Below are 12072 nucleotides of genomic sequence, written 5' to 3'. Positions count from 1 at the left end.
TCGCCATCCAAATCATCGGCCTGCGAAGGAATAAGCTCGCCTGCTTTTTTTAGCACAGGCGCCATTCCGGACTCAATGTCACCCAACTTGCTTTCCAAGTCCGTCCGCTGCAAGATGATTGTTTCATCCCGACGTTCAATATCCAGGGTATTTTCAAAGGTAATTTGCTTTGATTCCGAACACGAAAACAATCCGGCAGCCACAAAAAATAACGGGTAGATTAGCTTTCTCATAAGGCTAGTCGATATCGTTTTCACCTTTCACATACCCAAAGTTGGCCAAAATGCCCCCATCAACATACAACACGTGGCCATTCACAAAATCACTGGCTTTCGAAGCCAGGAACAAGGCTGCATTACCAACATCTTCGGGTTCGCCCCAGCGGCCGGCTGGCGTACGGGTCATCACCAAATCGTTGAAAGGATGACCTCCTTCACGGATTGGGGCTGTTTGCGCAGTGGCAATATAGCCGGGGCCAATACCATTAATTTGCAGGTTGTATTTGGCCCATTCACATGTCATATTCGCTGTCAATAATTTCAGACCACCTTTTGCCGAGGCATAGGCCGAAACCGAGTTGCGCCCATAAACGCTCATCATCGAGCACATGTTGATGATTTTTCCGCTACGTTTGGCAATCATTTTCGGAGCCACACGCTTGGAAACAATCAGCGGAGCAACCAAATCCACATCGATCACCTGTTTATAATCTGCAATGGGCATATCCAAAATCGGGATTCGCTTAATGATCCCGGCATTGTTCACCAGGATATCAACCTCCCCCACTTCTTTTTCAATTTCTGAAATGCCGCGATCAACGTCGGCTTCATCGGTCACGTCAAATTTCAGGGCAAACACATCGATGCCTTCTTTTTTATATTCTTCACGACAGGCATCCAGCTTATCGCCCGACAAATCGTTCACGCAAATTTTCGCTCCGGCTTTTCCCAACACTTTACCAATTGCCATTCCAATTCCGTGTGTTCCACCGGTAATCAGGGCAACTTTTCCTGTTAAATCAAATAATTCGTTCATGGTATTTTTTTAATGTAATTGTTCGTTTTGTAAGGGATCCTGCGGAATGCTTATTTCAATTGATTTGGTTGAACAATGTCCATGTCGGTATAATCCAGGTTTTCGCCTGCCATACCCCAAATGAAAATGTAGTTGCTGGTTCCGGCAGCGGAATGAATGGACCAACTCGGCGAAATCACCGCTTGCTCATTGTGCATCCACAAATGGCGGGTTTCGTGTGGCTGCCCCATAAAGTGACACACGGCCTGCCCTTCGGGAACATTGAAGTAGAAATAAACTTCGTTCCTGCGACTATGGGTATGCGCCGGCATGGTATTCCAAACACTTCCGGGTTTCAATTCTGTCATTCCCATTTGCAACTGGCAGGTGTCCACAACCTTATTGATGAGCAGCTGGTTGATGTCGCGTTCATTAGATGACTCCAGGGATCCCATATGCAAAACGTTGGCATCTTTCAAGGTCACATGTTTAGTTGGAAACTCCTTGTGCGCCGGAGCTGAGTTGAAATAAAAGCGGGCCGGTTTTGCCGAATCAGCCGATTGAAAGACCACTTCCTTATTTCCTTTTCCTACATACAAGGCATCCTTAAAATCAAGCACATACTCCGTTCCATCAACCACAACGCTGCCTTTTCCGCCGACGTTGATAATTCCAACTTCGCGACGTTCGCAAAAATAGTTGGCTTTCAGGGCCTCGACCGTTCCGAGCGTCAATGATTTGGTAGCGGGAACCGCTCCACCAACAATGTAGCGCTCAATATGCGAATACACCAGGTTGATGGCATCGTTTTCCATCACTTTTTCAACCAGAAACTCTTTTCTGATTTTTTCGGTATCATACTTTTTAAAATCTTCCGGATGATACGAATACCTTTCTTCAAAATTTATCGTCATAATTCATTTAATTTTTAAGTTCTTTTTGTCTTTTAATGGCTTCCAAATAATAATAGTCAGCATAATTCAGCGGCACATCCACTTCCGAATTTTTCGGCATGTGCCCTACGCTGTGTTTTAGCAGAAATCCGCCATTGGTGCCAACTTCGGCTAAATAGTCATCGGATGACAAGCTTGCTACAATTTTATCAGCCAGATCGAAGTATGCTTGCCCGTCTTCAACATAGCCTCCCAGTTCGTAAAAAGCAGAAGCAATCAAGGCACCGGCTGACGCATCTTTTTTAGTCTCCGGAATTTTCGGATCATCATAATCCCAAAAAGGAATCCCATCTTCCGGTAATCTCGGAACAATGAAATCGGCAATTTTTACTGCCGTTTCAAGGTAAACCGGGTCTTTGGTCGCGCGGTAGCAAAGAACATACCCGTACAATCCCCACGACTGACCACGTGCCCAGGCCGTTTCATCACCAAGTCCCTGGTGCGTTTGCTTGCCTTTCACTTCGCCGGTAATGGTGTCGTAATCCACGACATGGTAGGAACTCATGTCCTGGCGAAAGTGATGCTCCAAGGTCGTGTTGGCATGCGTAATGGCGATGTCGCGATATTTTGGATCACCGGTTTGTTCGGATGCCCAGAACAACATCTCCAAATTCATCATGTTGTCAATGATCACAGGAAATTCCCAGGAACCATGATCCCATGATTTGATACAACCGGTCACCGAATCAAAGCGGGTAATCAAACTCTCCGAGGCTTCAATAATCACCGCTTTGTATTTTTCATCACCGGTTAATCGGTATGCATTCCCGTAACTGCAAAACACCATAAAGCCAAGATCGTGCGTGCCTGTGTAATACTGAACGCCGTCCAACTTCTCAGTATTTTCAACAGCCCAATTTTTCCATTGTTCATCATTGGTCAACTCATACATGTACCAATACGATCCCGCCGGAAAACCACTACACCAATCGCGCTCGCCAATCATCTTGTAGCCATCTTCTGCGTTCCATGATCTGGGAACCTTTTCTGACTGGTTGGTAGCTTCCACCAGAACTTTCAACTGGTTTGAAAGTCTATCTACTAAACTAATTTCGTTGGCTTCCTGCTGCGTACAAGCGGCAAGCATTGACATCACAAATACGGTAAAAAGGAGTTGCTTCATTTTCATTGTTCTATTTTTAGTCGGTTTAGATCTACAAATCTATGACAAACAAAACAAAAATGCAATCGATTGCACGATATTTTCACTTGAATTGAAAAATAATTGTCATCTTTGTAGATTAGTAACCGGGCACCTTCGATTGCGGCGCCGGTCATCATCCGATTTGAACAAAAAAAATGGATCGAAAAACATCAGTCACCATTCACGATATTGCACGCGAATTGAAGATTTCTGCTTCAACCGTATCGCGGGCTTTAAATGACAACCCGCGGATTAGCAAGTCAACCAAAGATAAAATTAAATCCCTGGCGCTAAAGTTAGGCTATCAGCCGAACACCATTGCATCGAACCTGCGGACGCAAAAAACCCACACGATCGGAATTGTCGTTCCCCTGATCAATCGTCATTTCTTCTCCACCTTTATTAGTGGTGTGGAAGATGTTGCTTTTGAAGCCGGCTACAACGTCATTATCTCACAATCGAAAGATTTACTGCAAAAGGAAAAACAAATTGTGCATTCCATGTTTTCGAACCGGGTAGACGGGCTAATTACATCGCTCAGTATGCAAACCAGTGATTTTGGACATTTCCAGATGTTTGCTGACAAAAATATTCCCTTGATATTTTTCGACCGGATTGCCCCCCAGCTAAATGCCAACAAAATCATTGTTGACGACTTTGCCTGCGGTTATAAAGCCACCCAACATCTGATCGATCAAGGCTACCAGCGCATTGCTCATTTGGCAGGGCCAACCGTTCTGAACACCTATCACGACCGCATGGAAGGATACAAATCGGCTTTGAAAAAGAATCAGATGCCGATCGAAAACGAGCTGATCATTTGTAACCGGCTGACCCGAATGGACGGCCAACAAGCGATTAAACAATTGCTGGACCTGAAAAACCCGCCCGATGCTGTTTTTTGCGGAAACGACACCTCAGCTCTAAGTATGATTGTTTATCTCAAATCGCAGGGAATACGAATTCCCGAAGACTTTGGCATTGTCGGCTTTAGCAACGAGCCTTTCTCTGAAGTTGTCACCCCCTCCATTTCGACCCTTAAACAACCCGCTCAGGAAATGGGACAAAAAGCCGCTGAGCTCATCATAAACGAAATTGAGAACAAGGCACTTCCGCGAACCTACCAAACCATCACAATGCCCACCGAACTGATTATTAGAGCCTCATCATCGCGAAAACCAACTGAAATGCCCCTGTAGCAGCCAGGCCCGGATCCGCATAAAAGCAACAGCAATTCACAAACCGCAGCGTTCAGCTAACGATTTGGTAACGATTCAATAATCCATTTTTTTTATCCCCTGCAAAACATATTCATCTATTTTGCGTTTATTTGAATAATTTCTAAACCCATTTTAATCGTTCAAACCTTCAGCTGAATTGCCTTGTCAATTTGCAGCTCGTATGAGAGATAGCGGCAAAAAGCGCTTGAAAGGGGCAGTTCATGAAATAAATCAAAAAGATTGATGTTTATAAAATAATATGTTTTAACTTGTATAACCGATTTGCATTGCAAACTATGGTCAGGTAAAAACCAACAAAAACTAATAATCAATAAAAACGATTAGAAACGATTAAAATGGACTATTCCTCAGATCAAAATATAAGTCAAATTATCAGCTCCTTATCGCATGAGTTAAGGACTCCTCTGACCATTCTAAGCTCGAATTTACAATTGCTGAAGAGCAATAACCTAGATCTGGAGGCCACAATTCGCGCCGAAACCTTTCAGCTATGCGAGGAAGCCCTACACTCAGTTACGAAATTTTTGGATGGAATCCACTTTTTAAATCTGGCCAACAAGCAAGAACTTCGAAAAAATGCGACGGTCTTCCAGTTGGATGAACTGGTTGAAAACGTTTTGAACAAACGTAACACCTCGTTCTATCAATCGGACCGGATTAAAATCGACCCCGGATTCAAACAAAAGCAAGTTTGTACAGACCGGGACTTGTTAACCAAGGTTTTAATACACCTTTTGGACAATGCTTACAAATTTTCAGCCAAAGAGGTTCTTGTAAAAATGACTGTCGAGAATCGACACCTGACGATTGAGATTGAAGATCAAGGCGTTGGGATTCCCCCTGAAGAAACATCACTAATTTTCATGCCCTTTTACCGATGCAACAATGTAAAAATGCTAAGTGGCACGGGACTGGGCCTTTCGATCGCCCAAAAGGCAATCAAGTGCCTGGATGGCGAAATTGAAATCACCAGTGAAATAAAAAAAGGTACTAAAGTCAAACTAAAAATTCTTTTGGATGAGTGCTAAGAAAATATTGATTATAGAAGATGATTTAGCTTTGAGTAAGACTTTAAAGAACGTTTTATCCATAAACAACTACGAAGCTGATATTGCCAGTACGGGTGCCGAAGGCATCCAGAAAGCTTATGAATATTGCCCCGATTTAATTTTGTGCGACATCAACATGAAGCCAATTGACGGCTACCAGGTTTATAATATCCTTAAGGACAGTTCACTGACCAGTCGGATTCCCTTTATTTTCATTACCGGAAGATCACAACTGAACGACATTCGTTTTGGCCTGGAACTTGGCGTTGATGACTACATTGTGAAACCATTTGAAAATGCAGACCTGCTGAAATCAATCAAAGTCAGACTTGACAAATATGAGAAATTGGTCAATATTGGTAAGAATGATTATAAAACGCTGTTGAATCTATCGCCCAACGGGGTTTTTGTGTTTGATGGAGAGACCATTTATGAAACCAACCAGGCCTTTATGGAGATTACCGGCTTGACTGAATCGGAGATCAAAAAAATTACCTTCGACCAATTAGTCACCCCAAAGCAATACAAAAAAATTGAGAGTAAGATCATGAAATGTGCCAACGGATTGAGTGGCAACTTTCAGCAGGAAATTGAAATCAAAACGGCGTCAGGCTCCAAAGAGACATTTATTCTGCATGTTTCGCCAAGTCAAAAGTACAGCGGATTCACCCTGCTGATCGGCTTGCTGGCTCACATCGAGCAGCCAAGTGACTCGGCACAGCTTGAATACCAAAAGCTTGTAGACATACTCGAAGAAGAAAAAGTTTATATTTCAGGGAATTTGGCCCACAAACTCCACAAAGCCTTTGACAGTGCAAACGGAGGCAGCCAACAATACGGAACGTCAACCCTGGTGGCCAAGTCGGTCTTTTCCAAAAGAGAGCAGGAAGTGCTTAATTTATCCTGCAAAGGACTGCCGATTAAAATCATCGCTGACCAGCTTTCAATTTCAGACCGGACGGTGGAAAAACACCGTGCCAGTCTCATGGAGAAGACCAATGCCAAAAACATTGTCGAAGTCATTATTTATGCCCTGAAAAATGACTTGGTAGAGATCTAAACAACAATAGACAATAAAAAAAGGAAGTGATTTTCACTTCCTTTTTTTATTGTGATCATTATGATTGCCTTCGATTTATTTCGCGTAATTAACGGCCCGCAACTCGCGAATAACCGTAATTTTGATCTGTCCCGGGTAGGTCATCTCATCCTGGATATGCTTGGCAATATCGTAGGACAACTGCTCTGATTCTTTATCGGAAATTTTATCACTGCCCACAATGACCCGGAGCTCACGTCCGGCCTGGATGGCATAGGTTTTCAGAACTCCCGGATACGAAAGGGCTAAATCTTCGAGTGCCTTCAATCGCTTAATGTACGACTCCACAACCTCGCGGCGCGCACCAGGACGAGCCCCGGAAATCGCATCGCAAACCTGAACGATCGGGGCCAGCAACGATTGCATCTCCACCTCATCGTGGTGAGCTCCAATGGCATTGCAAATCTCCGGCTTTTCCTTAAACTTTTCAGCCAGTTTCATCCCCAACACGGCGTGTGGCAATTCCGGCTCATCGTCGGGCACCTTACCAATATCATGCAACAAGCCTGCCCGCTTGGCCCATTTGGTGTTCAAGCCCAACTCCGAAGCCATGATGGCACAAAGGTTGGCCACCTCACGCGAGTGTTGCAACAGGTTTTGACCGTACGAGGAACGGTACTTCATTTTACCAATCATACGAACCAATTCCGGATGCAAGCCATGAACGCCCAAATCAATGGCAGTTCGCTTACCCGTTTCTATGATTTCTTCTTCCACCTGCTTTTTCACCTTCGAAACCACTTCTTCGATCCGTGCCGGATGAATGCGACCATCCGTGACCAATTGATGCAAGGCCAATCGGGCAATTTCGCGGCGTACCGGGTCAAAACCCGAAAGAACAATGGCTTCCGGTGTGTCGTCTACAATAATCTCAACGCCGGTTGCTGCCTCCAATGCCCGGATGTTACGTCCTTCACGACCAATAATCCGTCCTTTAATTTCATCGCTTTCGATGTGGAAAATCGTCACTGAATTTTCGATCGCCGTTTCGGTAGCTACGCGCTGAATGGTTTTTACAACCACCTTTTTAGCTTCTTTGTTGGCTGTAAGCTTCGCTTCTTCCATGATCTCATTGATAAAAGACATGGCTTCCGTCTGGGCCTCCCCTTTCAATGATTCGACCAATTGGTTCTTGGCCTCTTCGGCAGACAAACCTGAAATAGCCTCCAACTGCTCCACCTGCTGGCGGTGCATTTTTCCCAACTCCTCTTCTTTTTGCTGAACCATGTTCAACTGGTTGGTCAGGTTTTCCCGAATGGTGTCCGTTTCTTTCTTCGTCTGCTCAAATTCCTTCACCTTCCGCTGCAGCTCATCGCGCCGTTGTAAAAAGGCACCTTCCTTTTGCTTCAGTTTACTCTCCAGCAATCCCACTTTATTATTCTTCTCGTTGATGAACATTTCGTGCTCCGTTTTCAACTGCAAGAACTTTTCCTTTGCCTGTAGGATTTTATCCTTCTTAATGACTTCGCCTTCAGCTTCGGCCTCCTTTATAATTTTCCTCTTCTTGCTTTTCAGTGCCCGATCCCATAGAAAATAGGAAAGCACACTTCCAAGCAGAAATCCAGAAATAGCGTATATAATTTCCATTTCAAATAAGTATTACGTTATATATAATTAAACAAAAAAAGCCTGCCTGAAAATCCACTCCCAAGATATAATTCTTTTGGGACTGAATCAAAAGCGGGCTTCAACGATTCGATCTGTTTTATTCGTTTATCGACAAATAATCCCCTAACACTTCGTTAAGTTCTTTAACTTCTTCAATAAAAGGAGACTCATCCACTCGTTCCTCCAACTCCAGATTCTTCAATACAAACTGAAAAGCAGCCATCGCAAGAAAATCCTTCTGATCGTGGTCAGCATATTTTTTTTTGTACTGAAGAAGTATTTCATTGAGTATTTTCGCAGCTTTCCTGTACTTCTCCTCGTCTTCCCTTACAATGGTCAACGGATAAATCCGACCATCGATGTTGATATTTATTGAAAGCTTATTCGTCATCTCGTTCTGTATCTGCTACACATTCAGTTGAGCAATACACTTATCAATTTCCCGCACTATTTTTGTTATCGTTTGCTTCGCATTCTGTTTTTCGTCTTCCGAAGCAATAAAAACTTTTGCTACCTTTAGATTTTCGTATTTTTCGACCAGCAACGCATGATCTTTTCGAACTTTAGACAATTCCTCCTGAAGGCTTCTTACCTGATCAAGCAGGTGTTTGTTTTCATTTTTTATGCTGTTTTGCTTACTAATTAGCAGCCTGAGTCTTGTCTTAAATTCATCAATTAAATATTGATCCTGCTCTGTCATTTCTGCATGCTTTCTTCGACAAAATTAATATTTTTGCCCGATAGTTAATACGAAGATAGTTTTATTTTGCTGATTACAACCTGCCATACAACAATTCGTCCCTTACTCAGTTTTAGACTCAAAACACTAATTAATTTCTTTATGCGTATTCGTTTTCTGATTTCATTTCTTCTGATTTCTCTTGCAGCTTCCAGTCAAGCTCCTGATCGTGAATACTTTCGTTCGCCGGTTGATATTCCGATCCTGCTATCAGGTAGTTTTGGCGAATTGCGCTCCAATCATTTTCATTCCGGGATTGATATTAAAACGCAGGGGAAAACCGGATTACCGGTTTATGCTGCCGCTGCCGGAGAAGTCTCCCGCATCTACATTTCTCCATCGGGCTTTGGATTGGCCCTGTACCTGGATCATCCGAACGGGAAAACAACCGTTTACGGACATCTGTTAAGCTTCCGCGAAGATATTCAGGCCTATGCCCGCAAAATCCAATATGAGCAGGAATCATTCGCTGTTGACCTGCCGGTTCCAAAAGGAACGTTTTGGTTTGAAAAAGGCGAACAAATCGGGCTCAGCGGTAATAGCGGAAGCTCAGGCGGTCCGCACCTCCACTTTGAGATTCGCAATACCGAAAGTCAGAATCCGCTCAATCCATTACGATTCCAATTTCCGGTCATCGACAAGATGAGTCCCAAAATTTTGTCTGCGGCCATTTATCCCCTGTCTGATGATGCCCACGTAGCCGGAGCGACCAGCGAGCGGCTCCTGGAGACGGTCTATTACGACGGCGCCTATCATTTGAAAGGAAATCCAACCCTTTCGGTTTATGGCGACATTGGATTTGGCCTGCAGGCGCTGGATTACCTGGACGGAAGCTGGAGCAAATGCGGCATTTATGAAATTAAACTGGCTGTTGACGGAGAGCCGGTTTACACCTTCTTGATGAATGAACTGAGTTTTGCTGAAACCCGTTTTCTAAACAGTCACATCGACTACAACCATTACCGGCAACACCACCGCCGCCTGCAAAAAAGCTGGGTTGATCCGGGAAACCGGCTAAATAACTATCCCTTGTTGGTGAACCGCGGCGTTGTGAGCCTGTCCGACGGACAAATGCACCAAATCAGCTACGAAATCAACGATGTTTATGGCAACACCAGCACCCTGTCATTTCGTGTGCAATCAAAAAAGATGGCCCTTAGCCCGAAGGAAAAACCAGGCCGATTGATCCGCCATGATCAGAAAGAAGCGTTTGAAACAGCCAATCTTCAAGCTTCCTTTATGCCCGGCACCTTCTACGCTGATTTCAAGCTGGACTACGACACCAAACCAGCGAACAATCTGTATTATTCTCCGCTTTACCAGCTGCACAACGATCGCACGCCGGTCCACAACGCCTATCTGCTGAAGTTAAAGGCCGATGGCGTGCCCGAAGGGTTAAAGAGCAAATCGCTCATTGCCGTAATTGATGATAAAAGTGGAAAGAAATGGTCGATGGGTGGAGATTATGAAAATGGCTGGGTCATGGCACGGGTACGACAACTGGGAACCTTTGCCATTAGTGTCGATACCATCCCGCCGACCGTTCAGCCACTGAGCATCGCGAATAAGAACCAGCTGACCGAACAAAACAGGATCCGCTTCAAGATTGATGATGACTTCTCGGGGATCGATACCTTCCGGGGAGAAATTGACGGGCAATGGGTTTTGTTTGAATACGACGCGAAAAGCAAGTTGATTGCCTACCATTTTGATCAGGAGCGTTTTCAATTCGGAAAAAATCACAGCCTGAAGCTGATCGTCACGGACAACAAAGGCAATGAAACAAACTACCAGGCCTCGTTTTATCGCTGATGGACAAACTATTGAACATTCAATTTCAATAGTCGATGGCAAGTGTTAAAAAGTCAAGCGATTTCAGTTCAATCATTTCAAATGCTTTTCACACCACGAAAATCATTTTAACTTTGCCGCGATTTTAACTTAAATGTGTTTATTATGAAAGCATATGTATTTCCAGGGCAAGGCGCCCAGTTTCCCGGAATGGGAAAAGACCTGTACGAAAACTCGCCGCTCGCCAAAGAATTGTTTGACAAAGCCAATGAAATACTTGGGTTCAACATCACCGATATCATGTTTGAAGGTACTGCCGACGACCTCAAGCAAACCAAAGTAACGCAACCAGCCATTTTCCTGCATTCCGTAATTTTAGCCAAAACGCTGACCGACTTTAAACCGGAAATGGTTGCCGGACACTCGTTGGGCGAATTTTCAGCTTTGGTGGCCAACGGCACATTGAACTTTGAAGATGGCCTCCGCCTGGTGTCGCAACGGGCACTGGCCATGCAGAAAGCCTGCGAACTGGAACCTTCTACCATGGCTGCCATTGTTGGACTGGAAGATGAAGTGGTTGAAGAAGTTTGCGCATCAATTGATGAAGTCGTTGTTCCGGCCAACTACAATTGTCCCGGACAGCTGGTTATTTCCGGCTCGATTGCAGGGATCGACAAAGCCTGCGAAATTCTGACCGAAAAAGGAGCGAAACGTGCATTGAAGCTTCCTGTTGGAGGTGCATTCCACTCTCCGCTGATGGAGCCCGCCCGCGAAGAATTGGCTGCGGCGATTCAGGCGACCACATTCAGCACGCCGCTTTGCCCGGTTTACCAAAACGTGAACGCGAAACCGGTAAGCGACGCTGAAACCATCAAGGAAAACCTGATTGCTCAATTAACAGCACCGGTAAAATGGACTCAAACGGCCCAAAATATGCTGGCCGACGGCGCCACTTTATTTACGGAGATTGGCCCTGGAAAAGTACTCCAAGGCTTGATTAAAAAGGTTGACCGCTCGGCTGAAACGGCAGGCGTAAGCACCTACGAAGCCTAATTCCAAGGGTACCACCATATTCTGAGGGTGTTGGTTTTAACCGACACCCTTTTTTATTTTCTTCTTCTTCCGCAAAAAAGCTGGTCAATCGGATGGCTCACCGATGCTAATGAGCGCCTGACGGTTTCGTCCGTCCATCAGGATGCTTAGATCGTGTTCGAAACGAACGTGTTTCACAAAGTTTAGTTCCTCAACGATCGGTTGCTCACTCAAGATCTCCATGTTGATTTTCTCGTCTTGCGAGCCATGTTTAACGGAGAAATAGCCCACATTCATGGATGTGACGTTGTGAAAGAAGTGTGAGCCCAACGAACCATCCAAAGGAAAATCGGGCAAGCCCATTTCAACGATAATGCGGGCACGCGAAATTTGTGACCAAAT

General features: G+C 44.6%; 13 protein-coding genes. 5 read left to right on the top strand and 8 right to left on the bottom strand.

Annotation, left to right across the window (positions count from 1 at the left end; translation table 11 throughout):
* The 4 genes from AAC033_RS16465 to AAC033_RS16450 form a co-directional block, all read right to left on the bottom strand.
* Window positions 1–233 (bottom strand): DUF4861 family protein (locus AAC033_RS16465; RefSeq protein ID WP_339740119.1); only part of this gene is annotated, 233 nt, incomplete at its 3' end.
* Between the two features lie 4 nt (window positions 234–237).
* Window positions 238–1035 carry a gluconate 5-dehydrogenase gene (locus AAC033_RS16460; RefSeq protein ID WP_339740117.1) on the bottom strand — a complete coding sequence of 266 codons (798 nt, stop codon included), beginning with the start codon at window positions 1033–1035 and terminating at the stop codon, window positions 238–240.
* Between the two features lie 50 nt (window positions 1036–1085).
* Window positions 1086–1928, bottom strand: coding sequence for a 5-dehydro-4-deoxy-D-glucuronate isomerase (kduI, locus tag AAC033_RS16455; RefSeq protein ID WP_339740115.1), 843 nt, complete (start codon window positions 1926–1928; stop codon window positions 1086–1088).
* Window positions 1929–1935: 7 nt separating this feature from the next.
* On the bottom strand, window positions 1936–3090 hold the full coding sequence (locus tag AAC033_RS16450; protein WP_339740113.1) for a glycoside hydrolase family 88 protein: 1155 nt from the start codon (window positions 3088–3090) through the stop codon (window positions 1936–1938).
* Between the two features lie 176 nt (window positions 3091–3266).
* Here AAC033_RS16450 and AAC033_RS16445 point away from each other — a divergent pair, with 176 nt between their 5' ends.
* The 3 genes from AAC033_RS16445 (at window position 3267) to AAC033_RS16435 (ending at window position 6461) form a co-directional block, all read left to right on the top strand.
* On the top strand, window positions 3267–4310 hold the full coding sequence (locus AAC033_RS16445; RefSeq protein WP_339740111.1) for a LacI family DNA-binding transcriptional regulator: 1044 nt from the start codon (window positions 3267–3269) through the stop codon (window positions 4308–4310).
* Window positions 4311–4687: 377 nt separating this feature from the next.
* Window positions 4688–5380, top strand: a complete 693-nt coding sequence (locus AAC033_RS16440) for a HAMP domain-containing sensor histidine kinase (RefSeq protein ID WP_339740109.1) — start codon at window positions 4688–4690, stop codon at window positions 5378–5380.
* Entirely contained in the window at window positions 5370–6461 is a 1092-nt protein-coding gene (locus AAC033_RS16435) for a response regulator (RefSeq protein WP_339740107.1), read from the top strand. The genes AAC033_RS16440 and AAC033_RS16435 overlap by 11 nt, the downstream gene beginning before the upstream one ends.
* A 75-nt stretch (window positions 6462–6536) precedes the next feature.
* Here the strand turns inward: AAC033_RS16435 and rny are convergent, their stop codons facing one another.
* The 3 genes from rny to AAC033_RS16420 form a co-directional block, all read right to left on the bottom strand.
* Complete coding sequence (gene rny, locus AAC033_RS16430) at window positions 6537–8087, bottom strand: ribonuclease Y (RefSeq protein ID WP_339740105.1); 1551 nt, start codon at window positions 8085–8087, stop codon at window positions 6537–6539.
* 118 nt (window positions 8088–8205) lie between these two features.
* Window positions 8206–8499, bottom strand: a complete 294-nt coding sequence (locus AAC033_RS16425; RefSeq protein ID WP_339740103.1) for a cell division protein ZapA — start codon at window positions 8497–8499, stop codon at window positions 8206–8208.
* Between the two features lie 15 nt (window positions 8500–8514).
* Window positions 8515–8808 (bottom strand): hypothetical protein, encoded by a 294-nt coding sequence (locus AAC033_RS16420; RefSeq protein ID WP_339740101.1) that lies wholly within the window; start codon window positions 8806–8808, stop codon window positions 8515–8517.
* A 141-nt stretch (window positions 8809–8949) separates the two neighbouring features.
* On the opposite strand from AAC033_RS16420, the gene AAC033_RS16415 reads away from it, so the two are divergent.
* Entirely contained in the window at window positions 8950–10659 is a 1710-nt protein-coding gene (locus AAC033_RS16415) for a M23 family metallopeptidase (protein WP_339740099.1), read from the top strand.
* A gap of 144 nt (window positions 10660–10803) precedes the next feature.
* A complete protein-coding gene (gene fabD / locus AAC033_RS16410; RefSeq protein WP_339740097.1) occupies window positions 10804–11691 on the top strand; it encodes an ACP S-malonyltransferase in 888 nt (295 codons plus the stop codon).
* A gap of 84 nt (window positions 11692–11775) precedes the next feature.
* Here the strand turns inward: fabD and AAC033_RS16405 are convergent.
* On the bottom strand, window positions 11776–12072 hold a 297-nt coding region (locus AAC033_RS16405; protein ID WP_339740095.1), incomplete at its 5' end, for a hypothetical protein.

Origin of the sequence: uncultured Sunxiuqinia sp. (assembly GCF_963974515.1) — a bacterium.
GTDB lineage: Bacteria > Bacteroidota > Bacteroidia > Bacteroidales > Prolixibacteraceae > Sunxiuqinia.
Note: the sequence above shows the minus strand (reverse complement) of the source record. Positions and strands in the feature narration are given on the sequence as shown.

Coding starts and splice junctions, on each gene's coding strand:
- AAC033_RS16445 (WP_339740111.1), top strand. CDS start 3,267: ATGGATCGAAAAACATCAGTCACCATTCACGATATTGCACGCGAATTG.
- AAC033_RS16460 (WP_339740117.1), bottom strand. CDS start 1,035: ATGAACGAATTATTTGATTTAACAGGAAAAGTTGCCCTGATTACCGGT.
- AAC033_RS16435 (WP_339740107.1), top strand. CDS start 5,370: ATGAGTGCTAAGAAAATATTGATTATAGAAGATGATTTAGCTTTGAGT.
- fabD (WP_339740097.1), top strand. CDS start 10,804: ATGAAAGCATATGTATTTCCAGGGCAAGGCGCCCAGTTTCCCGGAATG.
- kduI (WP_339740115.1), bottom strand. CDS start 1,928: ATGACGATAAATTTTGAAGAAAGGTATTCGTATCATCCGGAAGATTTT.
- AAC033_RS16450 (WP_339740113.1), bottom strand. CDS start 3,090: ATGAAGCAACTCCTTTTTACCGTATTTGTGATGTCAATGCTTGCCGCT.
- AAC033_RS16415 (WP_339740099.1), top strand. CDS start 8,950: ATGCGTATTCGTTTTCTGATTTCATTTCTTCTGATTTCTCTTGCAGCT.
- AAC033_RS16440 (WP_339740109.1), top strand. CDS start 4,688: ATGGACTATTCCTCAGATCAAAATATAAGTCAAATTATCAGCTCCTTA.
- AAC033_RS16420 (WP_339740101.1), bottom strand. CDS start 8,808: ATGACAGAGCAGGATCAATATTTAATTGATGAATTTAAGACAAGACTC.
- AAC033_RS16425 (WP_339740103.1), bottom strand. CDS start 8,499: ATGACGAATAAGCTTTCAATAAATATCAACATCGATGGTCGGATTTAT.
- rny (WP_339740105.1), bottom strand. CDS start 8,087: ATGGAAATTATATACGCTATTTCTGGATTTCTGCTTGGAAGTGTGCTT.